At 45.9% G+C, this 24,099-nt stretch carries 27 protein-coding genes and 1 riboswitch; of the genes, 17 read left to right on the forward strand and 10 right to left on the reverse strand.

Going from position 1 to position 24,099, the window contains the following annotated elements; all coding sequences use genetic code 11:
• Nucleotides 1–30: 30 nt before the first annotated feature.
• Both ACFQZT_RS20325 and ACFQZT_RS20330 read right to left on the reverse strand, forming a co-directional pair.
• A complete protein-coding gene (locus tag ACFQZT_RS20325) occupies nt 31–612 on the reverse strand; it encodes a hypothetical protein (protein WP_379302672.1) in 582 nt (193 codons plus the stop codon).
• Between the two features lie 216 nt (nt 613–828).
• Nucleotides 829–1,074: a NifU family protein gene (locus tag ACFQZT_RS20330; protein WP_379302673.1), complete on the reverse strand. Its 246-nt coding sequence runs from the start codon at nt 1,072–1,074 to the stop codon at nt 829–831.
• A gap of 97 nt (nt 1,075–1,171) precedes the next feature.
• On the opposite strand from ACFQZT_RS20330, the gene ACFQZT_RS20335 reads away from it, so the two are divergent.
• The gene (locus ACFQZT_RS20335) at nt 1,172–1,426 is read left to right on the forward strand and encodes a YuzB family protein (RefSeq protein WP_379302674.1); all 255 of its coding nucleotides are present in this window, start codon (nt 1,172–1,174) and stop codon (nt 1,424–1,426) included.
• A gap of 6 nt (nt 1,427–1,432) precedes the next feature.
• Here ACFQZT_RS20335 and ACFQZT_RS20340 read toward each other — a convergent pair whose 3' ends face one another.
• Nucleotides 1,433–2,497 (reverse strand): NAD(P)/FAD-dependent oxidoreductase, encoded by a 1,065-nt coding sequence (locus ACFQZT_RS20340; protein ID WP_379302675.1) that lies wholly within the window; start codon nt 2,495–2,497, stop codon nt 1,433–1,435.
• Nucleotides 2,498–2,545: 48 nt separating this feature from the next.
• Nucleotides 2,546–3,646, reverse strand: a complete 1,101-nt coding sequence (gene mqnE / locus ACFQZT_RS20345; protein ID WP_379302676.1) for an aminofutalosine synthase MqnE — start codon at nt 3,644–3,646, stop codon at nt 2,546–2,548.
• 319 nt (nt 3,647–3,965) lie between these two features.
• On the opposite strand from mqnE, the gene ACFQZT_RS20350 reads away from it, so the two are divergent.
• A complete protein-coding gene (locus ACFQZT_RS20350; protein ID WP_379302677.1) occupies nt 3,966–4,145 on the forward strand; it encodes an aspartyl-phosphate phosphatase Spo0E family protein in 180 nt (59 codons plus the stop codon).
• Nucleotides 4,146–4,245: 100 nt separating this feature from the next.
• Nucleotides 4,246–4,608, forward strand: coding sequence for a HesB/IscA family protein (locus tag ACFQZT_RS20355; RefSeq protein ID WP_379302678.1), 363 nt, complete (start codon nt 4,246–4,248; stop codon nt 4,606–4,608).
• Nucleotides 4,609–4,752: 144 nt separating this feature from the next.
• Here the strand turns inward: ACFQZT_RS20355 and ACFQZT_RS20360 are convergent, their stop codons facing one another.
• Nucleotides 4,753–4,914 (reverse strand): mechanosensitive ion channel protein MscL, encoded by a 162-nt coding sequence (locus tag ACFQZT_RS20360; RefSeq protein ID WP_379302679.1) that lies wholly within the window; start codon nt 4,912–4,914, stop codon nt 4,753–4,755.
• Between the two features lie 348 nt (nt 4,915–5,262).
• Between ACFQZT_RS20360 and sda the strand changes: the two genes are divergently transcribed.
• Complete coding sequence (gene sda / locus ACFQZT_RS20365; RefSeq protein WP_379302680.1) at nt 5,263–5,418, forward strand: sporulation histidine kinase inhibitor Sda; 156 nt, start codon at nt 5,263–5,265, stop codon at nt 5,416–5,418.
• A 23-nt stretch (nt 5,419–5,441) separates the two neighbouring features.
• Here the strand turns inward: sda and ACFQZT_RS20370 are convergent, their stop codons facing one another.
• Nucleotides 5,442–5,690 (reverse strand): hypothetical protein, encoded by a 249-nt coding sequence (locus ACFQZT_RS20370; protein WP_379302681.1) that lies wholly within the window; start codon nt 5,688–5,690, stop codon nt 5,442–5,444.
• Nucleotides 5,691–5,748: 58 nt separating this feature from the next.
• On the reverse strand, nt 5,749–6,750 hold the full coding sequence (locus tag ACFQZT_RS20375; RefSeq protein WP_379302682.1) for an NAD(P)/FAD-dependent oxidoreductase: 1,002 nt from the start codon (nt 6,748–6,750) through the stop codon (nt 5,749–5,751).
• Between the two features lie 408 nt (nt 6,751–7,158).
• On the opposite strand from ACFQZT_RS20375, the gene ACFQZT_RS20380 reads away from it, so the two are divergent.
• Together ACFQZT_RS20380 and ACFQZT_RS20385 are read left to right on the forward strand one after the other, a co-directional pair.
• Entirely contained in the window at nt 7,159–8,349 is a 1,191-nt protein-coding gene (locus ACFQZT_RS20380; RefSeq protein ID WP_379302683.1) for an NAD(P)/FAD-dependent oxidoreductase, read from the forward strand.
• A gap of 33 nt (nt 8,350–8,382) precedes the next feature.
• Nucleotides 8,383–8,664: a hypothetical protein gene (locus ACFQZT_RS20385; protein ID WP_379302684.1), complete on the forward strand. Its 282-nt coding sequence runs from the start codon at nt 8,383–8,385 to the stop codon at nt 8,662–8,664.
• A 170-nt stretch (nt 8,665–8,834) separates the two neighbouring features.
• Here the strand turns inward: ACFQZT_RS20385 and hemQ are convergent, their stop codons facing one another.
• On the reverse strand, nt 8,835–9,581 hold the full coding sequence (gene hemQ / locus ACFQZT_RS20390; RefSeq protein ID WP_379302685.1) for a hydrogen peroxide-dependent heme synthase: 747 nt from the start codon (nt 9,579–9,581) through the stop codon (nt 8,835–8,837).
• A gap of 193 nt (nt 9,582–9,774) precedes the next feature.
• On the opposite strand from hemQ, the gene ACFQZT_RS20395 reads away from it, so the two are divergent.
• The 4 genes from ACFQZT_RS20395 (at nt 9,775) to dnaI (ending at nt 13,724) form a co-directional block, all read left to right on the forward strand.
• Complete coding sequence (locus ACFQZT_RS20395; RefSeq protein ID WP_379302686.1) at nt 9,775–10,059, forward strand: YuiB family protein; 285 nt, start codon at nt 9,775–9,777, stop codon at nt 10,057–10,059.
• Between the two features lie 73 nt (nt 10,060–10,132).
• Nucleotides 10,133–11,017 carry an alpha/beta fold hydrolase gene (locus tag ACFQZT_RS20400; RefSeq protein ID WP_379302687.1) on the forward strand — a complete coding sequence of 295 codons (885 nt, stop codon included), beginning with the start codon at nt 10,133–10,135 and terminating at the stop codon, nt 11,015–11,017.
• A gap of 170 nt (nt 11,018–11,187) precedes the next feature.
• Nucleotides 11,188–12,708, forward strand: coding sequence for a replication initiation and membrane attachment family protein (locus tag ACFQZT_RS20405; protein ID WP_379302688.1), 1,521 nt, complete (start codon nt 11,188–11,190; stop codon nt 12,706–12,708).
• Between the two features lie 65 nt (nt 12,709–12,773).
• Complete coding sequence (gene dnaI, locus ACFQZT_RS20410; protein WP_379302689.1) at nt 12,774–13,724, forward strand: primosomal protein DnaI; 951 nt, start codon at nt 12,774–12,776, stop codon at nt 13,722–13,724.
• A 397-nt stretch (nt 13,725–14,121) separates the two neighbouring features.
• Here dnaI and ACFQZT_RS20415 read toward each other — a convergent pair whose 3' ends face one another.
• Nucleotides 14,122–14,265: a YqzM family protein gene (locus ACFQZT_RS20415; RefSeq protein ID WP_379302690.1), complete on the reverse strand. Its 144-nt coding sequence runs from the start codon at nt 14,263–14,265 to the stop codon at nt 14,122–14,124.
• 513 nt (nt 14,266–14,778) lie between these two features.
• Here ACFQZT_RS20415 and ACFQZT_RS20420 point away from each other — a divergent pair.
• The 3 genes from ACFQZT_RS20420 to uvrC all read left to right on the forward strand — a co-directional run bounded on the left by ACFQZT_RS20420 (nt 14,779) and on the right by uvrC (nt 17,718).
• Complete coding sequence (locus ACFQZT_RS20420) at nt 14,779–15,162, forward strand: MerR family transcriptional regulator (RefSeq protein ID WP_379302691.1); 384 nt, start codon at nt 14,779–14,781, stop codon at nt 15,160–15,162.
• A 137-nt stretch (nt 15,163–15,299) separates the two neighbouring features.
• The gene (trxA, locus tag ACFQZT_RS20425) at nt 15,300–15,614 is read left to right on the forward strand and encodes a thioredoxin (RefSeq protein WP_379302692.1); all 315 of its coding nucleotides are present in this window, start codon (nt 15,300–15,302) and stop codon (nt 15,612–15,614) included.
• A 166-nt stretch (nt 15,615–15,780) separates the two neighbouring features.
• The gene (gene uvrC, locus ACFQZT_RS20430; RefSeq protein ID WP_379302693.1) at nt 15,781–17,718 is read left to right on the forward strand and encodes an excinuclease ABC subunit UvrC; all 1,938 of its coding nucleotides are present in this window, start codon (nt 15,781–15,783) and stop codon (nt 17,716–17,718) included.
• 57 nt (nt 17,719–17,775) lie between these two features.
• Here the strand turns inward: uvrC and ACFQZT_RS20435 are convergent, their stop codons facing one another.
• On the reverse strand, nt 17,776–19,371 hold the full coding sequence (locus ACFQZT_RS20435) for a CPBP family intramembrane glutamic endopeptidase (protein ID WP_379302694.1): 1,596 nt from the start codon (nt 19,369–19,371) through the stop codon (nt 17,776–17,778).
• A gap of 248 nt (nt 19,372–19,619) precedes the next feature.
• Nucleotides 19,620–19,768, forward strand: a riboswitch (cyclic di-AMP (ydaO/yuaA leader).
• Nucleotides 19,769–19,823: 55 nt separating this feature from the next.
• Between ACFQZT_RS20435 and ACFQZT_RS20440 the strand changes: the two genes are divergently transcribed.
• The 4 genes from ACFQZT_RS20440 (at nt 19,824) to ACFQZT_RS20455 (ending at nt 24,077) form a co-directional block, all read left to right on the forward strand.
• A complete protein-coding gene (locus tag ACFQZT_RS20440; RefSeq protein WP_379302695.1) occupies nt 19,824–21,176 on the forward strand; it encodes a TrkH family potassium uptake protein in 1,353 nt (450 codons plus the stop codon).
• 12 nt (nt 21,177–21,188) lie between these two features.
• Nucleotides 21,189–21,848: a potassium channel family protein gene (locus tag ACFQZT_RS20445; protein ID WP_379302696.1), complete on the forward strand. Its 660-nt coding sequence runs from the start codon at nt 21,189–21,191 to the stop codon at nt 21,846–21,848.
• Nucleotides 21,848–23,107, forward strand: coding sequence for a cation:proton antiporter (locus tag ACFQZT_RS20450; RefSeq protein WP_379302697.1), 1,260 nt, complete (start codon nt 21,848–21,850; stop codon nt 23,105–23,107). The genes ACFQZT_RS20445 and ACFQZT_RS20450 overlap by 1 nt, the downstream gene beginning before the upstream one ends.
• A gap of 235 nt (nt 23,108–23,342) precedes the next feature.
• On the forward strand, nt 23,343–24,077 hold the full coding sequence (locus ACFQZT_RS20455; RefSeq protein WP_379302698.1) for a response regulator transcription factor: 735 nt from the start codon (nt 23,343–23,345) through the stop codon (nt 24,075–24,077).
• Nucleotides 24,078–24,099: the final 22 nt, after the last annotated feature.

Genomic DNA, 24,099 nt, shown 5'->3' on the forward strand with positions numbered 1-24,099 from the left:
TCATGCTCCTTTCTCGATTCCATTGTCTACTTAATTATTATCAATGACATAGCCCTCAAAACTCCATCCAGTAACGGTCGGAGATATGGCTCTTGCTGTGAGATTTTCAATACTTGCCCCTCCCGTAGCGACAGATGCGTTTACGGACGGTAATGTAACTGTTAAAAAATAGGAATGCGTCCCTTTTGGAACGTTAAAATCCGTGCATGTAATATCCGTTGTGAAAGTACTTGGTGCTACTACGGTGACAGTAGTCGAAGGCCCTGGAATAAGGCCCGAAGTGCCGAAAGCCCCGGTATCCGAATATTGACAAACTAATGTGCCTAAACTGCCAATACTGTCTCGCCAAATCTGAAAGGTTGCCTGCTGAAAAGCAAGGATCTGAAAAACAGGTCCCGGTTCAGTCGTCGTCGTTCCGGTTAAGGTTACCGTCCATTGAATGGAAGCTTCCAGATTTATACGGTCATCTGATTTGATCTGTTCCATGACAATAGCTGAGATAACATTTTGGGAAGCAGGTGAAGGTGGAAAAGCGATATTGTAAGTGACTCCAAGGGGTAACTCATTAAAATCATACCATTTCAATAACCGCTCATTTAATTGATGAGACACCTCTGTTCAACTCCTTTCCATATCCACAAAAATTCCATTTTTATCCATTATGATTCAAATTAATGTATGAAATATTCTTCTAGGAGCTTGTTCATATGACTATCTTTTAAAAATATTATTTATACTACGGGACGATCCTTAGGCTTTATCCGTCAATTATCAGAAAATGCAAAAAGAGCTTACCATGTGGTAAGCTCTTTTTTATGGAATAGTCGATTAGAATACCTGTACGACTTCTTGAATGCCCTCTACTTCTTCAACCAATGCTCTTTCGATACCAGCTTTCAACGTGATTGTTGAGCTTGGGCAGCTGCCGCATGCACCCATCAGTTTCAGCTTAACAACGCCATCTTCTACATCAACCAGATCAACGTCACCGCCATCGCGTTGGAGAAAAGGACGTAGTTTATCTAAAACCTCAAGGACTTCATCATAAATCGCTTCTTTTGTTCTTTCGGACATTTGATTCATCTCCTTTCTTATTTTATTATAGTACAATACCGATTAAATGAAAATGGTTTTCAACTAGAATCTATAGAACACAAGGGGAAATTTTAACATGAGACCTATTATAGAATTTTGTGCGAGCAATATGCATCATGGAACTGATAAAGTCATGAAGGCTTTGGAACAAAATCCGGACTATGACGTAATTGAATACGGCTGTCTCGGAAATTGCGGTCAATGCTACATGGAACCTTACGCATTGCTGAATGGCGAGATCGTTGCTGCTGCGAATGCAGACGAGCTCCATACGAAAATCATCGAGAAGATTAAGGAGATTGAAGCCATGTATGATCTTCTAGGTGATTGATGACGATTATCCAAAATGGCGCTTGGACTTCCACAAAACGCCGCTTTTAATCGCGCGGGCGATTTTGCCTGTCATCAGCGTGCGTTTGCCCATGATGCCGAAGCCGCTTTTTTTGCCAAGGGAGCCTAATGTTCCACGCAGCTTGATTTTGCCAAGTCGCGGCGTGTCGCCTTTCCAAATCGCATGCATAGCTTCTGCAATTTGCTTGCCTTGAGCTTGAGCGGCCTGCGCGCTCGGGGAGAACGGCAGCGAGGCGCAGTCGCCTACAACGAACACTTCCGGATGCTCTGGAATTTGATGATATTCATTTAGCAGGATGCGACCTTGCTTGTCTTTTGGGACATTAAGAGCTTGCACAACTGGCGCTGGCTGAATGCCTGCAGTCCAAATGGTCACATCGGTCTTGATGATTTCTTCTTGGTTATACAGCTCTCCGCCATCCAAACGAACAAGACAGACTTGCGGACGCAGCTCAATATGATGCTCGACCATCCATTCGCGGACGAACTGTTGCAAGTTGCTGGGGAAAGAAGAGAGCAGGCTCGGACCGCGGTCAATCAAGCGGATATTTAAATCCGGTCTGCTCTCGCGCAGCTCAGCCGCCATCTCAACACCGCTCAGGCCACCGCCAATAATTGAGATTTGACCATATGGTGCAATATCATTTACCCGTTGATAGGTATTGCGAGTTTGGGTAAGCGTTTGGATGCTGTAAGAATGTTCTTCCGCCCCAGTAATGCCATGATAATTGTCAACACAGCCGAGACCAATGACCAGCCAATCATAAGAAAGAGGCTCTTTGTCCGCAAATAGAATCTGCTTGTTGGTCAGATCTACTTGTGTGACCTCGCCGTAGGTAAGAATTAATCGCGGGTCTACCGGATAAGCAACACGAATGTGCGTTTCCGCGATCGTACCTGATGCCAGCGCATAATACTCAGTTTTCAGCCCTTGAAACGGGCTTCTGTCCACGAGTACCAGCACCGTATCATCAGGAAGTTCTTTCTCCAGCATGTTCAAGGCTATGGTCAGACCGCCATAACCTCCTCCAAGAATGACAAACTTTTTCATTGCGCCCTTAATCCCTTCTGATCTTCTTTATCTCTATGGTTAGTATGACTAATAAACCTTGATTTCATTATAAAAGGTATCGCGTTCAACAGGGACACGACCTGCGCCTTTGATGAGCCAGACAAGTTCATCGCGCGTCAGACCTTCCGGCGATAAAGCTCCTGCCGCATGAGAGATGCGCTCTTTAACAATCGTGCCATGAGCGTCTGAGGCGCCAAAGGTGAACGACAATTGGGTCAGTTTCGTACCAATATTAATGAAATAGGCTTTAATATGCGGGAAGTTATCCAGCATCAAGCGGCTGATCGCGATCGTTTTCAATTCATCGAACGCAGGAACTCGCTTTTTAAGCCCGGCATTTTTGCTGGCCGGTTGAATCGAATTCGGAATGAAGACGAGGAAACCGCCTGTTTCATCTTGCAGCTCGCGCAGCAGCATCATGTGGCGAATTCGCTCTTCGGACGTCTCAATCGAGCCGTACAACATCGTCGCATGGGTTTTCATGCCAAGTTGATGCGCGTTCCGGTGCACGTCGAGCCATTCCTCTGACGATGCTTTTTCTACTTTCATTTTAGAGCGATAGCGTTCCGTAAGGATCTCCGCGCCTCCTCCAGGGAGTGTGGACAAGCCGGCATCCATAAGGGTCTTCAGCACATCTCGGAAGCTAAGCCCGCTAATGCGAGAGAAAAATTCAATTTCTGCCGCAGTATGAGCTTTAATGGTAACATCAGGGTATGCTTGTTTCAGCTGGCGAATGCAATCGACGTAATAATCGAACGGCAAATGCGGATTATGGCCTTGACTGATATGGAATTCCCGAATCTCCGGATAGTAGTTCTCAGCCACGTATTCCAGCATTTGATCAGGGGTAAGTGTATATGCGCCTTCCTCACCCTCATCGCGGCGAAAATGGCAGAACGCGCAGTGCTCCTCACATACGTTGGTGAAATACAAGCTCATATTTTGCACAAAATAAACTTTGTTCCCGTTCATCCGCGTATTCACTTTGTTTGCTAATTGACCAATGGTTAGCAGATCGTCCGATTGATATAAAAATAGCCCGTCTTCGAGCGATAAGCGCTCGCCATGTTCGACCTTCTCAGCGATTTCAGCCATCCGTTTATTCGGATCTGTGATAATAAGGCTCATATTGAATTCCTCCTTTTTGTCCATACAAAATGGACGCATTCGACAACATAGGAAGCGAATGCGCTCTGTCGGGCGAGCCGCTCTCTGAACCCTTAATCCCTATCGTTCAGAAGTTCGCCTGTTAATCAAAAAAACGCGCAAGCAATCCATCCTATTATAAACCTACGAAATGGGACGGGCAATATATACGTGGCGATAAACCGACAATCGACACATTTCCGGAAATGATTTACATATTGTAACAAAACATATTCCCAATATTGCCATATTCCTGTATACTATTCCAATGTGATAACGTGCGCAAAAGGTGATTATAAAAGTGTTGACTATTTTCGTGACTGAGCCGCAGGAACGATTGAATATAGAAATCGAACAGCTTCGCGACCGGATGGTTATCTTAGGTAACGCCTATGGCTTTCTTCATCCTGAAGTGCAGCAATGCAGCCAACAATTGGACAAGCTTCTTTTGCAATACTATGCAATGAGACGCAACCAATAAGCGTAAGCTGTGGTACTGCCCTTGAGCAATGCTGCGAATAGGAGTATACTGATGAGGAGCGTTATGTAGCGCTTTGGCTTACAAAAGGAGGGATTTCCTTATGATTACCATTAGTGAATCAGCTTGCGACAAAATCAAGGAGCTGCTGGCTTCTGAAGAATCACCGAACCTGTTCTTGCGCATAGGCGTGAAGGCCGGAGGCTGCAGCGGCTTTTCATATGGCATGGGTTTCGACGACGATCAGAAAGATGACGATAAAGTTATGACCATTCATGGCCTGAAGGTCGTTGTGGATCAAGATAGCTCCAAATATTTATACGGCGTTGAGATCGACTACACCGATGCCGGCATGGGCGGAGGGTTTTCCATTAATAATCCGAATGCCGTAGCATCATGCGGATGCGGACAGTCGTTCCGCACGAAAGAGGAAGATGCAGTATTGGCTCAGCCTTGCGAGGATTAAAGTGTGATAGACAGATTCCCTTTGGAGTGAGATAACGACTCCGGATGGGAGTCTTTTTTATTTGTGGCAACATAAGAGCAGAGGGATTGAAGGAAGCTTCAAATTAGAAAAAAAAGGCCGCGGTGCTATCGGGATGAAATTCCCTTAATACACCATGCGGCCTTTAATTTTAACATTTTCACCATATTTGGCTTTCATCAATTTACTTTGCTCTAACATATAGGCATAAATTTCTTTCAACCTATTTTTGCGAGGCTTAATGGTTTCCTTAATTTCTCCGTTGAGGACGATATCATAGACGATCATAGTTTTATGCTCCTTCGTTTGGTGAATTTGAACTTTATAGGTACATTGTATGCTATGAATATTAAATGACGATTAATTTTATTTTTCAATTTTGTGAACAAACTTAATGAATTGTTAACGGAAAGTTAATTTTTCTTAGAAACTGATCACTTTTTTTTATCGCTATTTGTTAAATTCAGTATGTGTATAACTTTATGCACATTATCCCCTATAAGGATAAGCTGTCCGTGGCACATATCAACACATTACCCACAGGATATGCACAATTATCTGTGGATAACAGAACGGTTGTTCTATTTTTTTGTGCATGATAATATAATTACAAATTCTAGGATAAAGGTGATTCAGGTGAGACTAATTAGTGATGAAACATTGATCGACTCCTATTACAAAGCGCTAGATTTGAAATTAGAGTCCGATTTCGTCGACCTGTTGCTCGCAGAAATAAAGAGGCGTAATCTAAAATTAAACGTGTACCTGAAGGATGAAGCTCCGCTTAACTAAGTCTGCTTCGCTTTGTATGCACGTTATGGATTTGTTGATATTTGCACGGTAAAATTGTGATGGCAGTCGGAGCAGGTATATAGATGTATGCAGAGATGATTGCTAACATCTTGAAACCCATTCGACATCGCTATATCATCGATTTCACGATAAGGTGAATAAGGCCCGAGATAATCGTCGAATCTGCCGCAATCATACGCTTGGTGCTTGCATACCGGACACTCGGCGCTTAGCGATTGCAGGCCATTGCAAACCGGACATATAGAAGACAAAGGGTATTCCTCCTAATCATAAGATTAGGGATAGAATACCCCATTTTATTTATTCAAATTAAAATTTTAAGTTACTGCTGTGCCCCGGTGAAAGCTTCGCGGACGGGTCGATGTAAACTTTAGCGTTGTTAATCGCAGTAGGAGCTTCACCAAATCCGACAGCAATCAATTTCAATTTGCCCGGATAAGTCGTAATATCGCCAGCAGCGAAAATGCCTGGGATATTCGTCTCCATGCGGGAGTCTACGACAAGGGAGCCGTTCTCAATGTTCAAGCCCCATTCGGCAATAGGACCTATGGAAGAAACGAAACCAAAATTGACAATAACCGCATCAACGTCATGAACGGTTTCTTCGCCGGTTTTGATATCTTTCAATGTAACTTGCTCAATACGGTCGCTACCATGGAGCTTCGTAATTTCCGTTGGTGTTACTACATTAACTTTGGATTTCATTAAGTTTTCTACGCTATGTTCATGAGCTCGGAATTTATCTCTGCGGTGGATGAGCGTAACTTTCTCCGCGATCGGTTCCAGCATAAGCGCCCAGTCTACCGCAGAATCGCCGCCGCCGCTGATGATCACCTTTTGACCGGCAAAAGCATTCAGATCGCTAACGAAGTAGTGGAGATTTTTCTTCTCATATTGAGTAGCTTCAGACAATTCAAGACGGCGCGGTTCAAATGCGCCAACACCACCTGTAATAATGACCGCATGGCTATAATGTACGCCTTTGTCCGTAGTAATTTCAAAGAGTCGCTCTTCTTTTTTGTTCACTTGGTGAACCTTCTCTTCCAAGCACACATCGATAGGAAAGTGTTTCATTTGTGCAAGCAAATTGTTAACCAGCTCTTGTGCTGTTATTTTCGGGAAACCGGCAACGTCGTAGATATGCTTTTCAGGGTATAAGGCTGCAAGCTGGCCGCCGAGCTGCGGCATGCTTTCAATAATTTTAACGGAAGCTTGACGCATTCCAGCATAAAATGAAGCAAACATCCCTGCAGGACCGCCGCCGATCACAATAATGTCCGCTACTTCTTGATTTACCTCTCTCTCACTCATAGATATTCTCCTCCGATTCATACCTTTTGATGTAAGCTTTGCCATCTTACATAACCTTTAATCCATTATAAACTGCACCGCTGCCCCAAAGAAACAGAAAAGTGTGACTTCTTTATCTAATTCGCTTATATATATGCTAAATTCCGCTTACTTTGTCTGGACAAGCCTGATTCGCTTTATCACCCTATTTTAAGCCAAAATAACACTTGATATTTACATATGAACATTATATTATATCATGAGAATCGGTTTACACATGTTGTGATAAATATCATCCTGTTTCATCATAATTCACTGCTGCGAAGTGCAAACTAGGAGCAGTATGCTGCTTTTGAAGCTGTTTGTGTAATTTTTCACAAGATAGAGAAACCATAGGACTATAAAATCGGATATGGAAGTGAGAGACACATGAGTAGAATTCCAAGAATCGTCATCTTAGGAGCCGGTTATGGTGGGATCCTTGCTGCAATTCGCTTGCAAAAGGAACTGAATTACAATGAAGCTGATGTAACCCTCGTGAATAAACATGACTATCACTACATCACAACCCACCTTCACATGCCTGCTGCAGGAACGGATAATCCTGAAAATGCACGCGTGAACATTTTGAAACTGATCGATGAATTCAAAGTGGATTTCGTGAAGTCGACCGTTACGCAAATTCGCCCGCACGAGAAAAAAGTTATCTTGGAAGACGGTACGCTTTCCTATGACTACCTCGTTGTCGGTTTAGGCGGAGAAGCGGAAACATTCGGAATTCCCGGACTGAAAGAATACGCGATGAACATTCGCAGTATCAATAGCGTTCGTTTCATCCGTGAACATATTGAATATCAATTTGCGAAATACAAACGCGAGCCTGAGCGCAAAGATTATCTGACTTTCGTTATTGGTGGCGCAGGATTTACCGGGATCGAGTTTATCGGTGAATTGGCCGACCGCGTTCCTGAGCTCTGCAAAGAATTCGATGTGGATCCTTCCCTCGTGAAAATTTATAATATTGAAGCGGCTCCTACAGCTTTGCCAGGTTTTGACCCTGAGCTTGTGGAGTACGCGATGAAAGTTCTTTCCGATAAAGGCGTTACGTTCAAAATCGGTACAGCCATTAAAGAATGCACACCTGAGGGCGTACTGATCGCAGGCGACGAATTTATCAAGTCTGCTACAGTGGTATGGACCGGTGGTATCCGCGGCAATCATATGCTTGACGAAGCCGGCTTCGAAACGATGCGCGGCAGAATCAAAGTCGACGAATACCTGCGTGCTCCACAGTTTGATAACATTTATGTAGTGGGCGACTGCTCGATCGTAATGAATGACGAAGGCAGACCTTACCCGCCAACCGCACAAATCGCGATGCAGCAAGGGGAAGCCGTTGCCCACAATTTGATCGCCGCTATTCGTGGCTCTCAAATGAAAACTTTCAAGTTCTCCCATAAGGGAACAGTTGCCTCTTTGGGTAAAGGTCAAGCGATCGGTATTGTCGGTTCCCGTAAGCTTAAAGGCAACGTAGCGGCCATGATGAAAAAAGTCGTTGATATGAGATACCTTTACATTATTGGCGGTATTCCGCTTGTGATTCGCAAAGGTCGTTTCTAGTACTTACTCGTGATCTGATCTGGGGGAATAGCCATGCGGCACTGCAGTGTCCAAGTAAGAGGACTTCTTACCCGGGATGAACTGGATCGTTATAATGCCTTGATCGAAGTGGGCCATTTCTTGGAGAGCGAGAAACGCTACGATCATGTTGCTACCGTACAAAAGGAAATCGATATTCTTATCCTTCCCGCGATTGAACGGCTCAAAGAAAAGAGCCGCCAGCGCGACCGCGATACGGAAGAGTATCTGGCCCGCAAGGCGCAGATGGAAGTTGAACTAGCGGCAGCTCTTCGTGATGACGACGAGGACGAGTAGTATCGAATGAATACTATAAAAATGCAAAAAAACAGCGATACAAGGTGTTATTCTTGTACCGCTGTTTTTTTGTATGTTGTTCTCTAATACGCTTCAAAGCGGTGAACACGTAATCGCAGCATGGGTGCAAAAAGAGCGAGGGGTCATGGGACCCTTCGCTCTATTAGATGTTAAATTTGAATTAATTTAGCAAATTTATCAGGTGTGAGCAGGTTGCCGACGTAGAAGTCGCCAAATTCACCGAAGCGTGCGCTCACTTCGTCAAAACGCATTTCATAGACGAGTTTCTTGAATTGAAGCGCATCTTCTGCAAATAGCGTTACGCCCCACTCCCAATCATCAAGACCAACGGAGCCGGTGATGATTTGTTTTACTTTACCTGCGTAGGTACGTCCGATCATGCCGTGGCTGCGCATCATGTTTTTGCGATCTTCCGCAGGGAGCATGTACCAGTTGTCGTTGCCATCGCGCCGCTTATTCATTGGATAGAAGCAGATATGCTTGGCTTTCGGCAAAATCGGCTTCAAACGGGCAGCCAGCTCCGGATCTTCCAACGGATCGACGCCAGGCTTCGCAAGGTAGCTGCTTAATTCGACAATCGATACATAGGAATAAACGGGAATGGTAAATGCGGCAAAACTTGATTTATTGAAAGCATTTTCCAGGTCATTCAGTTCTTCCAATGTTTCACGCATGTGCATGAATACAAAGTCGGCCTTCTGACCAACAATGCTATAAACGGCAGTACTGCCTAGTTTATCGTTCTCGATTTGCTGCCACTGGGACAGAAACGTATTGAGATCTTCGGTTGCATGCTTGCGTTCCTGAGGGGTTGCGGCATTCCAAGCGTTCCAATCAATGAGACGGAAATCATGGAGCGCATACCAGCCTTCCAGCGTTTGTACGGCTTCACTCATGAAGAATCCTCCATTCACGGCTTAATATCCACTACATTGTATCCAATTCATGGAGAAAGGGCAAATGAACAATGGGTGACGGGGAAATTGTTCAATTTGTGTACACTTTACCTATGTGAGCCGGTGGATTACAATTATAAAGTAAACATAAAGATTGAAAATTTTGCTGAAGTAAGCTAAGGGGGAGAATGTTTTGTTCCAAATGATTATAGCCACGGTCTTGATGCTGGTGTTGTTCTTCGGACTGGGCTTTATATTGAATATGTTGATGAAGACGACTTGGTTTCCGCTTTACGCTTATATCGCGTTAATTATTGGCGTTATCATTTACGGGGCTCTGGGGTCAGCTTCATTTTTATCGAGTGATACGGGCTTTACAATCGTAGATGTTATTCCCGCTATTGGCGGCTTTGCCGGTGCCATATTGAGCGGCTCTGCAATCAAAGCGCTGCGTGTGAGAGGTTTCAAAATGTTTTAAAACGAACATAAAATAGGCGGAAGTGGTCATTCTATGGGAAGCAGCCCAATCTTACCTATCGGAGGAGACTACTTTGCCTTTTGCTCATGTGAATGGAACTACGTTATATTATGAGATTACCGGAAAAGGAACGCCGATTGTTTTTATACATCCTCCGCTCTTGACCTCGGAAAATTTTGCCTATCAGCGTGAACAGCTTGCCGATGATTTCCAGATCATAACCTTCGATATTCGAGGCCATGGCAAAAGCAATCCTTCAGACCGCACGATTAGCTATTCGCTGATTGTAGAAGATATTAGGCAATTGCTTGATTTTGTTGGTATTGAAAAAGCATTCCTGTGCGGGTATTCTACCGGAGGTTCCCTGGTGCTGGAGGCTCTTCTTATGTATCCGAAGCGTTTTCTAGGCGGGATTGTGGTCAGCGGTATGTCAGAGATAAGCGATGTCTATAATAAAAGCTCGATATGGCTGGCTTCCCAGATGTTCGGTTCGATTTTTTTAAAGAAGCTGCTGTTAAGAGCAATTGCACATGGGAACGCGGATAAGGATGAAACCTACCACCATTTGTTTTGGAGTTCTTTGAAAACTGTTGGGGGCATTGGGGGCAATGTGCGACAATATTTCCAGTGCTCCTTGACTTATAATTGTACACACCGGCTTTCAACGATTGGGCATCCGATGCTTCTCATATTTGGACAGGAGGACCATCGCTTTCTCCGATATGGGAAGTTGCTTCGTAACAGACTGCCTCATAGTTCGCTCTATTTAATAAAGGACGCGAAGCATCAGATTCCAACCAAGAACGCCGAGCGGATGAATGATCTGATTCGGCTTTGGATTCCCAGCTTGCAAGATCAGCAGACGGAACGGGTTAAGCTTGATCTGGAAATTGCTAGGAAGCTAAATCCAGCGATGTACGGTCAGAATGAGCTTAGTCAGAGTATGCACCTTAGCTAGAAAGTATGAGATATAACATGTGCGCCAGCCCAGGGTTGGCGTTTTTCGTTTCAGGAAAAATTATCTTTTCCTTGATACGTTCCAAGCGTGTCGATTTTTGTGGTAGACTGATAGAGAGAAGCTGCAAAGCTAGGCTAGACTCGGATCAGGCAGGATGGTGCTGGAACAGGATGCGAATGACGAATATGCTGCATTTTACGGAAAATCACCGATTTTATGTGAGTCGGGATTTTTCCTTAAGCAGCCTGGATTATAAAATGCTTGCCATGATGTATCAACCGATGATTGGAGGCTATGCAATCAGCCTCTATCAAGCTCTCTATCAGCAGATTAGCGCTGAGAGGGTAGGATATTCTCCGCTGGAGCAGCAGCGCAAGTTATTTCTATTATTAGAGCTGGAGCACGGAGAGCGGGGGCGCAAGTACTTGATCGAGCAATCCTCGAAGTTGGAAGCGATCGGGTTGCTGCAGACAAACCGCAAGTTTTTGCCGGACGAGGAGGACTATATTTTTGAGTATACCTTGTTTGCGCCGCTGGGACCGAATGAATTTTTTCGGAATCAACATTTGACGCTGCTGCTTCGTGACAAGGTCGGAAAGTTTATGCTGCTCTCGCTTCGGGAGGAGCTGCTTTCGCCGGAGCCTGAGGAATGCAGGGAGGCGAGCGTTGAGAACTTGTCCGTACCGTTTTACGATTTATTCCGGCTCAATACTCAGGTTATTGATTATGAGCTGGAGCAGGCTCTCTACGAGGCCTCCGCGTCCAAGCAGACCGACGCCAGATTAGATGTAACGACCAAGGGCTTTAAGTATGCGGATATCATCATGAGGTTTCCGCGAGGAGCGAACAATCGTATTTTTGTCGAAGCGCTGAAGCATGCGCCAGAGCAAATGGCTGCGATTAACATCGTAGCGAAGAAATACAATCTATCCTTGCAGGAAACGTGCCGGTTACTCGATGAGGATGGGGTATTTTCAGAAGATGGCGAACTGCAGATGGATCTGTTGCAGTATAACGCCAATCTGTTCTACCGTCAGACGAAGAAACGCGGCGAGGAACGGGAACGTCAACTAGCCCGAACGGAAGAGAGAGGGCAGAGTGATGACCAGGTAAGTGCCGAAGAAGTCGCCGCTGACAAATCGGTAGAGATGCAATATTACTTAGAGGTTCCGCAGCAGCTGCGCGGTGAGTGCACGGACCACCAGTACAACTATATCATGCGCAATGAGCCCTATACGGCTGTTTTGAAAATGTTTTTTACGCAGGGTTCGATTCCGGACGGTGTACTTAATATTTTTGAGAAAATTGATCTCAATTATAAATTGAGCGAGGAAGTGATTAATGTGTTGATTCATTTTCTGCACATTGATCGCCGCTCTTGGGCCAAGTCGTCGATTGAAGCCGTTGCTTCCGACATGCTGGGCAAACAAATCAGCACATACGAACAAGCCGTCGAATACGTGCGCGAGAAAATCAGTTACAAGCAGAAAGCCGCATCTAAAGTGGCAGCCGCAAAGGCTGGCGGCGGCGCGGTAACGCGAGGCCGACAAGGCAAGACGCAGAAACCGCACATTCCGATCGTCGTGCCGGATGAAGGCAGAGCAGCATCCTCCAGACTGACGGATGAAGAGCTGGAAGCCGCCAGAAGAATGGCTCAAAAGCTGGATGAGCGATTTAACCGCAAGAGCTAAGGATACGGAGCTTATGCTTACGATGCAAGTTTTCCTACGGAAAACTCATAGGAGGTGTCTGACGAATGGAATCCCTTTCGCAGTTACTGAAATCAATGCCGGAATCCGAGTGGAGAAGGAACGCAGAGGCGAAGATTCGGCTCGTCATGCAGGATCCCTTGATTCACAAATTCCGTCAAAAATATCCGTTTCTGGATGATTACACGGTAAAAATTAATATGAACAAGCTTTATCAGCATGTGACCGAGTTCAAAAGCTGTTCAAACTGCCCGGGTTTGGACCTCTGTCCCAATGATATGACGGGGCACTACACGATGCTGACGGCAGAGTCGGTCAATGATACTTCCTTCATTCATGAGGAGAAGGTAGCCTGCAAGAAATTCACGGCTAAACAGATGCAGGATGCGATCAGCAGCCGAATCCGCACCTTTCATGTCGATCCTCGCATGATCTCCCGCAGCTATTCGTTTGGGGATATTCTCGAGACGGATTTAGACCGGGCGAAAGCGGTTATGCAGATTAATGACTACGTCAACCTGACGATCGAGGAAGGGCTGCAGACGAAAGGGCTCTATTTATCCGGTTCTTTTGGTACAGGAAAGACGTTCTTGATGGGATATATGCTCTATCAGCTTGCCAAGGTCGGCATGACAGGCGCTATTGTCTATATGCCGGATTTTGCGGAAGATTTGAAGGGGATGTTCCAGGAACCTTCCAAGCTTAAAGAAACGATTGACTTGCTTAAAGAGACGGATTTGTTGGTTTTCGACGATATCGGTGCGGAAAATTTGAATCCATGGCTAAGAGACCACGTGATTGGCGCGATATTGAACTACCGGATGAATCGGAAGCCTACCTTTTTTACGTCGAACTATGAACTCTCCGGACTTGAGAAGCACTTCAGCTTCACGAACAAAGATGGGGATGAGGAATACAAAGGGCAGCGGATTATGGACCGCATTCGTCCCTTTGTGGACGTTGTACCTGTGAACGGAACCAATAAGCGGGGAAGCTAAAATAAGGCTGTGTACACGGCAGGAGATCCTTCGTGTATACAGCCTTATTTTGCATTGTGCGGGTTAACGCTGTTTTTCAGTGTTAAGGCTCAGGTGATGCGTACGAATCAGCAGTTAACGCTGAAAAACAAGCTTAAACCCACATTTTACGTATGAGATTCCAGTAGAATGAAGAGTTAACGCTGTTTTACACGCTTAAGTCGCAGTGAAGGAGAAGCCAGTGAAACTTAACGCTGAAAAACAGCGTTATCGACAGTTCCCCCGAGCTCCCGGAACTATGTACCTTTCTAGCCGCTTGCATCCTAGCAAAATGAGAGGTTTCCACGGATGTGAATTGCACAAGAAAAGAACCACTTCGCAATAAGTGCAAAGTGGTTCTTACATGCAAGTCTGAATCTTATTTCATTACTTGAATAACTGTAGCAATAATGGCTACAAGCAGCAGTACTCCAAAGAAGACGCCGAAGCCCATGCCAACATCCATAAAATCGTTGCGCGGTTCTTCGTATACGTGAAGCTCAGGATGCTTAGGATCGCTCATGTTTGTTACCCCCTAACGTCCGTCGTTAGAATAGTTTAAGCTTAGTATACCCAAATTCGTCGAAAGTTGTAAAGCTCGTGCCCATGACATTTATGACAATTATGCAAACACTATCGGATAGAGGTTGTTTAAAAAGTCCACTTTGTCCACATCAGGCAAAGGCATGATTGGCGAATGAACCAACATCTTATTACGGTCGTTCATCTTCGAGAGACTTCGATAAAGGTTCATCTCATAACGAAGTATTTCTAGAAGTTAATCGACGTCGAATCTTGAACGAATCCGGGAAGTCCGGTACTCTCGTAGCAAATCACTACGCTCCGTTCCTCCTTCTCCGGATTTCGTCCAACCTTCTTGGTTCTGAAAGCGGACTTTTTAAACACTATCGGATAGAGGATAAAACTAAGATAAGAGTGGAATTATTAAAAAACACTTGACTATGACATTAGTGTCATGGTTTACAATGAGGTCATCCTTACTTGATCAAGAGGGAAAAGGAAAAAGGTGAACGCCATGCGGATTAGTGAGCTTTCCAAGCTTACCGGGGCCAGTATTCGCTCCTTGCGGTATTATGAGGCTAAAGGATTAATTGCCACGGAGCGGGAGGATAACGGGTACCGGGTGTTTAACCAGATGGTTGTCGAACGCGTAAAGACGATTCAGTTTTACTTGAGCTTGGGTTTTACAACGGAGCAGATTGAAAGCTTCCTCAACTGTGTGATGAAAAATCAGGAGTCGCAGTGCGACGATTTGCTGCCTCTTTACACGGAAAAGCTGAAGGAAATTGAACAGCAGATGGAAATGCTGCAGCATCTGCAAGCTAATCTGAAAGACCGGATCGCTTATATCGAGCAGCAGCGTCTGCGTGGGGAGCCTGTAAGCTCATCGCACAACTAAGATAATGCCAGCTTTTCACTAGCCCGTTGTTTGGTTGAAAAGGCCTAGCAATGTGGTATACTTTACATGTTGACTCATCAGTAGCATTTGATCTACTTGATGTTATAAATTTCATTATGAAGAAGGAGGAACTAATCATGGCAATCGTGAATGTTTCCGATAACAGTTTCAAAACAGAAGTTGAAGGTGAAGGTACAGTTCTAGTCGATTTTTGGGCGCCTTGGTGCGGACCTTGCAAAATGATCGCTCCTGTATTGGAAGAGCTGGATAAAGAAATTGAAACTTTGAAAATCGCAAAAGTCAACGTGGACGACAATCCGGAGTCCGCTGCTCGCTTTGGCGTTATGAGTATCCCAACATTGATCATTTTCAAAGATGGTCAACCTGTTGATAAAGTGGTTGGTTTCCAATCCAAAGATGCTCTGAAAAACGTAGTATCCCGTCACCAATAATTGCAGTTTGGTTTCTATCAAAACTGCGTGAGAAAAAGCTCTTTTTCTGCTATGCTGAAAAAGAGCTTTTTTGTGTAAAAACGGGGGCTCTCCCAAAAGTAATAGGATAAAGCATCGAAGGCTTTCTTCACTTTTGGGGGATTGGTTATAGGGAGGGTAAGAAACCGTGACGGAACATGAAGATGCAGCAGCCCGGGAACAGAGCTTGGAAGCCATTAAGCACAAGCTTTCATTGCTGCCGGACAAACCAGGCTGCTATTTGATGAAAAATCGCGAAGGCACCATTATTTATGTGGGCAAGGCGAAAGTCTTGAAAAATCGCGTTCGCTCCTATTTTACCGGGAGCCATGGTGCCAAGACGCAAAGACTGGTCAGCGAGATTCGCGACTTTGAATATATTATTACCTCCAGCAACATGGAGGCGTTGATTCTTGAGTGTAATCTGATTAAGCAGCATCATCCGCGGTACAACGTACTGCTTAAGGATGATAAAACGTTCCCTTATATCAAGATTACACACGAGGAGCAGCCGCGCCTGGAAGTCACGCGGCGGGTGATTAAGGATAAGGGGAAGTATTTCGGCCCTTATCCGAACGCTTTCGCGGCCCAGCAGACGAAGAAGCTGCTGGACCGGCTGTATCCGCTCCGCAAGTGCAGGACGCTGCCCGATAAAGTATGCCTATACTATCATATCGGGCAGTGTCTGGCGCCTTGCGTGTATGAGGTATCCGCCGAGACGAACGAGCGGATGGTGCAAGAGATCACCCGTTTCCTGAACGGGGGACACGACGATATTAAAGAAGAGCTGACGGCCAAGATGCATGCCGCTGCTGAGGAACTGAACTTCGAGCGCGCGAAGGAGCTGCGCGATCATATTATGAACATCGATGCCGTGATGGAGAAACAGAAGATCACGACGAACGATGCCGTTGACCGCGATGTGTTCGGCTACGCGGTCGACAAGGGCTGGATGGCTGTGCACATTCAGTACATGCGGCAGGGCAAGCTCATCGAGCGGCACGTTTCGCTGTTCCCATATTATGGTGACGAGTACGGCGATTTCATCACTTACGTCACTCAGGTGTACAGCGATAATCCGGCACTGCCCAAGGAGATCTTCCTGCCAAGCATGCCGGTAGCCGAGACGGGAGCTGGCACGCAGGCTGAGACAGCCGCAGGGGCTGCCTCAGCCGTTATAGAGGCCAGTGAGCAGGCCACCGCTCATGCCGAAGCCGAAGAGAAGGATGTCCGTGAAGCGCTGGAATCGTGGTTGAAGGTAAAGGTTCACTTCCCGCAGCGCGGACTGAAAAAGCAAATGGTCGATATGGCGAAGGACAACGCGCGCAATGCGCTTGAGGAGAAGTTCCGCATGCTGGAACGCGACGAGCGCCGGACGGTTAAAGCCGTCGAGAATCTCGGCGAATGGCTTGGCACCGGCACGATCCGCCGCATCGAGGCATTCGATAACTCCAACATTCAAGGAACCAATCCGGTGTCCGCCATGGTTGTTTTCGTTGACGGTAAGCCTGATCGCAAGGAATACCGCAAATATAAAGTAAAGACCGTACAAGGCCCGGATGACTATGAAACGATGCGTGAGGTCATCCGCCGCAGGTATGAGCGAGTTTTGAAAGAAAATCTGACCATGCCCGATCTGATCGTGGTTGACGGCGGCAAAGGGCAAATTTCCGCAGCGGTCGATGTTCTTGAGAATGAACTCGGGCTGTTCATTCCAATTTGCGGACTCGTCAAGGATGCCAAGCATAAGACCGCGCAGCTGATGATCGGCGATCCTGCCGAGGTCGTTCCGCTGCCGCGGGATAGTCAGGAGTTTTACCTGCTGCAGCGCATCCAGGATGAAGTTCACCGATTTGCGATCACGTTCCATCGCGAGACGAGAGCAAAATCGATGGTCGTCTCGCAGCTGGACGCGATTCCAGGTATTGGTGAGAAGCGACGGAAGGCGTTACTCAAGCATTTTGGTTCTGTGCGCAAAATAAAAGAGGCCGGAGTCGAAGACTTCAAGCCTCTTGGTATAGGTGAAAAGTTGGCAAGCGAAATTCTCAAAGCGCTTCAAGGCGAGGCGGCGGCTCCCCAGGAGTAAGGGGACCCCGCCTTTTTTTGATATCGGGGGCTCCCCCAAAAGTAAATGGATTAGACTTCAAAGGATCACTTCACTTTTGGGGGATTGTTTATGTAGCCAGGTTAATATGAGGCCGATCAATGCCGGCAGCAGGATATAGAAAATGCCTGCGAGTATATTGCCCCCATGACCCAATGAGAAGAGGGACATGCCCATTAAGATACTGTCCATACAAGCATGGGCAAACATCGAAGTGATGAAGCCGAATTTCAGGAAGACATAACCGAGAATGATGCCGATTATTGTAACTTCAATGAGACGTGTATAGACTGGATAAATCGGATATTGCGTATGACTGGCCGCCCATATGATGCTCGGCACCAGTATCGCGATAAAATTAGAGCGGAAAAGCTTCTTGAACAGCATAATGCCAAGCAGTCGGTAGGTCGCTTCTTCCGATATGGCGGCAACCCAAGCCATTAAAGGAAACAAACGCGGTTCTAACATATTCAAGACAGAGTCAGACGGGTCATTAACCGCCCACACATCGAATTTCACTTCACCTGTATAGAACAGTACTTGCTGTACACCTAAGATGAAAAGAGCCAGTAAATAACCGCGCCCCATGCCGTTAAAAACTTCCGTGCCAAAACGCCGTTCATTCCATGAGGGCCATAGACGCAATCCGACGGTTTCCCACAGACCATTGCCCGCTGCAAGTGACAAATACAGTGAAATCCCAAGCAGCATCGCGACCAAATTCATGAATAACGAGGCGAAAAGAGTTGCCGTGCCGACACTTTCGACCCCGGCCATCGCTTTAAAAGCTGGATACATATTGATGTTATTGACGACATAAATGGTGATGAAAACAACGGTCAACAATATACCTCGACGAAAATCGAATTGTTTCCTATAGATCAGGATGTAGATGATGGCGGTTAAAGACATAAGCAGAGTGAATCCCATGGACACCCACGTCATGATGGAAGCCGAGCGGTCTTGCTGGTCCAGCCAGGTTTGATAGGAATCCGGTAAGCTAAATATGGCATTGAACCCGACAAGAGAATCGTCGTCAAAATCCATGCGCAGCTGCAACTTGGCTTCGCCCAGCATATCCGTTTGCTTTTCATAGAAAAGCGTAGTCCCCTGCTCTTCTTCGGTTGCCGGTTTTGCGATGGCGATAAAGTCATCCGGATTAAAACCCTGTTTCCGGATTTCATCTTTAGCCATAATATCAGCCTTTTGCTTGCTGATCGTCGAAAAGACGGTTGTTGCCTCGCTCCATCCGGTAATACGGGCACTCGAATAATTGACCTCCACTTCGAAATGCCGTTTTGTCGCCGGATCTACGACGCTGACTTGATAATAATCAATCGGAAAACGCTCTCCGTATTTCTTGGTGTAGCTGTCTGTGAGATGTTCTTTTTGCAGGTAACCGCTTCTTGCTTTTTTGGATTGGTAAATGACGAACGTTTTAACTCCATGAATGCCATATCGCTCGCTGATAAATTGCGAGGCGGCATCAGCGGCCTGCTGCTTCGTGATCTTCGGGTTTTCGGCGGGAGCAGCTTCCTCCGCTTGCAGTCCATACAGCATATTAACGCTCATGTACATAACAATGCCGATGCATGCGAGAAGGAGCAGCAATCGATTTAGCTTCGGTCGGATCATGGACGAGTCTCCTTCATTGTTCGATGATTCTTTAAAATGATGTTCCCCAAACAGTTACTTTAAAGTTATCACAGTTTACATAGAAAACCAATTGAGTTAAAAACGTTCGTAAACAAGGGCAAAACCTTGATTTCGGTGGATAACTCCCTAGCCAGCTTACCAGAAACGTTGGATTATCGGAATATAATCCCAAATCCTCTGAAACCAACTTTGTAAGTGGACGTAAACAGTAATATAATTCATATCAATTGAATAAAAAGCCGAATTTCTTAATGAAAACGGGGGAACCATGTATTTTATGGGGTGAATTTTGCTTGAGACATCCGTTTCTGGCAAATAGGGTGATCCGCGCATCCGAATCCGTCAGCTAACTTCGTAGGCAATACGTCAGGAACCATACCGAACAAGGCATTGGATTTCCAGTGTCTTTTTTGCATGTTACAGGGGGCAATATGAAGAAAAAAATGGACATTTGGCAGCTTACGCCGCCGCAAATTCTGGTACTCGGTTTCGCTGCTATCATCTTTATTGGGGCAGGTCTTTTGACGCTTCCGTTCGCATCGGCCACGGGTCAATCGATACGATTCATTGACGCGCTGTTTACGGCGACATCGGCAACTTGCGTAACCGGACTCGTCGTGGTGGACACGGGAAGCGCGTATACCATGTTTGGCCAAATTGTGATCGTGAGCTTGATTCAGATTGGCGGTCTCGGTTTCATGACGATGTCGACGCTCATTGCCTTCGCATTCCGAAAGAAGATCACGCTCAAAGAACGCCTGGTTCTTCAAGAGGCATTTAACCAAGGCAGTATGGAAGGTATCGTGCGGCTCATTCGCAAAGTCATCATATACTCGCTGAGTATCGAGGCTATTGCTGCCGTTATTTTTACAATTCGTTGGACGTTTGATTTAGGCTTCAGCAAGGCGCTCTATTTCGGCATTTGGCACGCCATATCGATGTTTAATAACGCAGGTTTTGACCTGTTTGGTACGGTTGATGCGCCTTTCGTCTCCTTTACCGGTTATACGAACGATTTCGTTGTGAATGTTGTGATTATGGCGCTTATTGTTCTCGGCGGGATTGGTTTTATTGTGATGTCTGATTTAATGGATTACAACAAGACGAAAAAGCTGTCCCTGCACTCGAAGGTTGTCCTTAGCATGACAGGGATGCTCATCCTGCTTGGCGCGATTGTCATCTTTATCTTCGAATATACGAATACGAAGACATTAGGATCGTTAAATATGGGCGGAAAAATATTAGCTTCATTCTTTCAATCGGTTGCGCCGCGAACGGCCGGGCCGAATACGATCGATATCGGTTCGATGCGTCAAGCATCGCAATTTTTCATCGTGATTCTGATGTTCATCGGTGCTTCTCCCGGGTCGACCGGTGGTGGGATTAAAACAACGACTTTTGCGATTTTGATCAGTGCAATTATAACGATGATTCGCGGGAAAGAGGATATCGTCATTTTCCGTTTCCGCTTGGCGAAGGATCGGATTCTCAAAGCCATTACATTAACGATGATCGCGTTGTTCCTTGTTATATTCGTATCGATGCTGCTCTCCACAACTGAGGATGCACAATTACTTAAAATATTATTTGAGGTCACTTCTGCCTTCGGAACCGTAGGATTAACAATGGGACTCACGCCGGATTTAACTGCTTTCGGTAAAATCATGATCAGCTTAACGATGTTTGCCGGACGTTTGGGCCCGATTACGCTTGCCTACGCTTTGCAACCGAAGCAAGAGAAAGAATTATATAGATACCCAGAGGGTAAAATCACGATTGGATAGGGGAAAAAACAGATGAAAAGTCAGTATGTGGTTATCGGTCTGGGCCGATTCGGAGCCAGCATTTCAAAGGAGCTGATCAAGCTCGGTTATGAAGTACTGGGTATCGACAAGGATGAGGAAGCTGTAGATGAAATGAGTTCTGAACTCACGCACGCGGTTGTAGCTGATGCAACGGATGAAGATGTATTAAAGTCGCTGGGGATTCGCAATTTTGATTGTGCCGTCGTGGCCATTGGCGATGACATTCAATCCAGTATTTTAGCGGCGATTGTGTTGAAAGATTTAGGGGTGAAAAAAGTTGTTGCCAAAGCACTTTCGGAGCTGCACGGCAAGGTGCTTGACAAAATTGGCGTAGACCGTGTCATTTACCCGGAACGGGACATGGGCATTCGCGTAGCGCATCAGCTTGTTTCCCCTAATTTGCTGGACTATATCGAGATTTCTAAGGATTACACGATCGCTGAGCTTTCCGTGCCCAAACGGATCTGTGGTTTATCCATTAGAGAGCTGGATCCAAGAGCCAAATATGGATGCAGTGTCGTAGCGATTAATAAGAAAACAGGCGTTATCATTGCTCCAACGGCCACAGATGTTGTCAATGAAAAGGATATTATGGTTATCATTGGAACAAACGACCAAATTGAAGAATTTGAAAGCGAAGTAATCGGTTAATGGAAAATGCAACTTCTGTCATGATCGATCATGTCATCATCCTGCTTGTATTGATTTTCAGCCTTGGGATGCTGTTCGGCAAAACGGCCCAATTTTTAAAGCTGCCGGATGTTGCGTTGTTTCTAGTTGCCGGTATGCTTATTGGGCAAGGCCTGCACTGGATCAATGAACCCAGTACATCCTTTACGAATCAATTTATTCTCGTCATCGGTTCCACGCTCATTTTATTTGACGGGGGCCGAAATATTCGGTTATCGGGTCTTCGTCAAGTTTGGCTGACGGTAAGCTTGCTGAGTGTCCCCGGGGTTATCGTTACTTGTGCAGCCGTAGCCATTACCGCGCATCTGCTGCTTGATCTGCCCTGGCTTTATGCATTGCTGCTTGGAGCAATCATTAGTTCAACCGATCCGGCGACGCTGATCCCGGTCTTTAAACAAGTACGGGTTCGCACCAAGGTCAGAGAAACGGTAGAAAGCGAATCGGCTTTCAATGATGCGACAGGTTCAATCCTTACGTTTTCCTTGCTTGCGATTATTCTTGGGACGCATGAAGTATCCCTTTCGTCCGGGATCCTCGATTTTGTAAAGACGGCAGTCGGAGGGCTTCTTGTCGGGGGCATATTCGGGTTTCTGATGACCTACATGACCTCTCATTTAAAGCTGGGATTTCTTCGGGATTATGCAACGATCGCCATGGTCGTTACGGCTTTGAGTGCCTATCTGCTTGGAGAAAAGCTTGGCGTCAGCGGCTTCATGGCCACCTTCACTGCTGGACTCATTTGGGGAAATGCAGGCACATTCAAACTCGATATGAATGATAAGCTCCATGAAATGGGGCATTTTTCAGAAAATATTACCGTGATTATGCGCATGTTGATTTTCATTCTGTTAGGCAGCCAAGTAAATTTCACAGTGATTCTTGAACATTTCTGGACAAGCCTAGGTGTGATCTTTGTCTTCATGTTTATCGCACGTCCGCTGACGGTGCTTATTTGTACGCTTCCCGATCGAAAAGCCAAGTGGAAGAAGAACGAGATCTTATTCATGTTCTGGGTTCGGGAAACGGGTGTAATTCCTGCGGCATTAAGCGGAATGGTGGCAGGCATGGGCGTTAAGCATAGCGAGCTGATTGCCAGTGTCACGTTCATGGCTGTACTGATTACGATCTTATTTCAGGCTAGCTCGACAGCCTTTGTAGCTCGCAAGCTTGGACTTGAAATTAAGCCCGGCGAGGAAGAAGCAAGCGTGCACCCCTCATAAATCATTTGGAAAAACGTTCCTATTTGGCCTTATCAGGGTCAGAGGGGACGTTTTTTTACATAACAATTTGCTAACATTTCAACTTGTTGGTTGCTTAACTTTTATAGTATATTAAGCTATGATGGATATTTTTCGACAATTTTCTTCAGAAATGTATACTCAGCGAAAGCTGACCTAACGATTTCCTTGCATTTTCCTGACAAAAGGACTTCGAAGTCACAGAGGTGGGCTCAGCATGTATAAGGTATTGGTCATTGAAGATGACGCAATGATTGGTGATATGGTTTCAATGTATTTGGGTGAAGAGGGCTTTCAGGTCATACGACATGAGAACGGCAAGGATGGGCTTCAGGCAGCTCAGCATTTCAATCCTGATATCATTTTATTGGACCTCATGCTGCCGGATATGGACGGCCTTGAATTATGCGAACTCGTTCGTGAAACATCGAAAGTGCCTATCATGATTGTTTCTATGAAAAACAAAGTCGTAGAACGGGTTAACGCTTTAGCGGTTGGTGCTGATGATTACATGTGCAAGCCATTCAGCATGCACGAAATGAGCGCAAGAGTTCATGCGCTAATTCGCCGCTCCAAGCTTTATCAGACGAATCATAATCAAGTGAAGCAGCCGGCAGTCATGGCTGCACCAAATACAGGGGTGCTGCTTGCCGAGCAGGATCATGAAATGATCGTCAGCCTGGATCAAGAGACTCGATCTATGCGGGTTCGCGGCCAACTGATCGATACGACTTATTCCGAATTCGAAATCATGAAATGTTTTGTGAAGAATCCCGGAAGGGTGTTTAGCCGGGAAGACTTGCTGCAGACGGTCCGCGGCTTCGATTCCTTCGTCACCGACCGGGCCATTGATGTGCACATCGCCAATCTGCGCAAGAAAATCGAAGAGAACCCCAAGGAACCCAAGCGGATTCGTACCGTATGGGGCGTGGGGTATAAGTTTGTGTTATGAATGATTCAAAGTCAGCCTCTAG

The organism is Paenibacillus sp. GCM10027628, from assembly GCF_042676385.1.
GTDB lineage: Bacteria > Bacillota > Bacilli > Paenibacillales > NBRC-103111 > Paenibacillus_E.

What these genes read in the sequence shown, in the direction of transcription:
- ACFQZT_RS20450 (WP_379302697.1), top strand. Translation starts at nt 21,848, where the DNA reads ATGGAAAATGCAACTTCTGTCATGATCGATCATGTCATCATCCTGCTT.
- ACFQZT_RS20435 (WP_379302694.1), bottom strand. Translation starts at nt 19,371, where the DNA reads ATGATCCGACCGAAGCTAAATCGATTGCTGCTCCTTCTCGCATGCATC.
- ACFQZT_RS20405 (WP_379302688.1), top strand. Translation starts at nt 11,188, where the DNA reads ATGCGAATGACGAATATGCTGCATTTTACGGAAAATCACCGATTTTAT.
- mqnE (WP_379302676.1), bottom strand. Translation starts at nt 3,646, where the DNA reads ATGAGCCTTATTATCACAGATCCGAATAAACGGATGGCTGAAATCGCT.
- ACFQZT_RS20445 (WP_379302696.1), top strand. Translation starts at nt 21,189, where the DNA reads ATGAAAAGTCAGTATGTGGTTATCGGTCTGGGCCGATTCGGAGCCAGC.
- ACFQZT_RS20355 (WP_379302678.1), top strand. Translation starts at nt 4,246, where the DNA reads ATGATTACCATTAGTGAATCAGCTTGCGACAAAATCAAGGAGCTGCTG.
- ACFQZT_RS20360 (WP_379302679.1), bottom strand. Translation starts at nt 4,914, where the DNA reads ATGATCGTCTATGATATCGTCCTCAACGGAGAAATTAAGGAAACCATT.
- ACFQZT_RS20335 (WP_379302674.1), top strand. Translation starts at nt 1,172, where the DNA reads ATGAGACCTATTATAGAATTTTGTGCGAGCAATATGCATCATGGAACT.
- dnaI (WP_379302689.1), top strand. Translation starts at nt 12,774, where the DNA reads ATGGAATCCCTTTCGCAGTTACTGAAATCAATGCCGGAATCCGAGTGG.
- ACFQZT_RS20340 (WP_379302675.1), bottom strand. Translation starts at nt 2,497, where the DNA reads ATGAAAAAGTTTGTCATTCTTGGAGGAGGTTATGGCGGTCTGACCATA.
- hemQ (WP_379302685.1), bottom strand. Translation starts at nt 9,581, where the DNA reads ATGAGTGAAGCCGTACAAACGCTGGAAGGCTGGTATGCGCTCCATGAT.
- ACFQZT_RS20375 (WP_379302682.1), bottom strand. Translation starts at nt 6,750, where the DNA reads ATGAGTGAGAGAGAGGTAAATCAAGAAGTAGCGGACATTATTGTGATC.
- ACFQZT_RS20415 (WP_379302690.1), bottom strand. Translation starts at nt 14,265, where the DNA reads ATGAGCGATCCTAAGCATCCTGAGCTTCACGTATACGAAGAACCGCGC.
- ACFQZT_RS20330 (WP_379302673.1), bottom strand. Translation starts at nt 1,074, where the DNA reads ATGTCCGAAAGAACAAAAGAAGCGATTTATGATGAAGTCCTTGAGGTT.
- ACFQZT_RS20455 (WP_379302698.1), top strand. Translation starts at nt 23,343, where the DNA reads ATGTATAAGGTATTGGTCATTGAAGATGACGCAATGATTGGTGATATG.
- ACFQZT_RS20385 (WP_379302684.1), top strand. Translation starts at nt 8,383, where the DNA reads ATGCGGCACTGCAGTGTCCAAGTAAGAGGACTTCTTACCCGGGATGAA.
- ACFQZT_RS20380 (WP_379302683.1), top strand. Translation starts at nt 7,159, where the DNA reads ATGAGTAGAATTCCAAGAATCGTCATCTTAGGAGCCGGTTATGGTGGG.
- ACFQZT_RS20440 (WP_379302695.1), top strand. Translation starts at nt 19,824, where the DNA reads ATGAAGAAAAAAATGGACATTTGGCAGCTTACGCCGCCGCAAATTCTG.
- trxA (WP_379302692.1), top strand. Translation starts at nt 15,300, where the DNA reads ATGGCAATCGTGAATGTTTCCGATAACAGTTTCAAAACAGAAGTTGAA.
- ACFQZT_RS20420 (WP_379302691.1), top strand. Translation starts at nt 14,779, where the DNA reads ATGCGGATTAGTGAGCTTTCCAAGCTTACCGGGGCCAGTATTCGCTCC.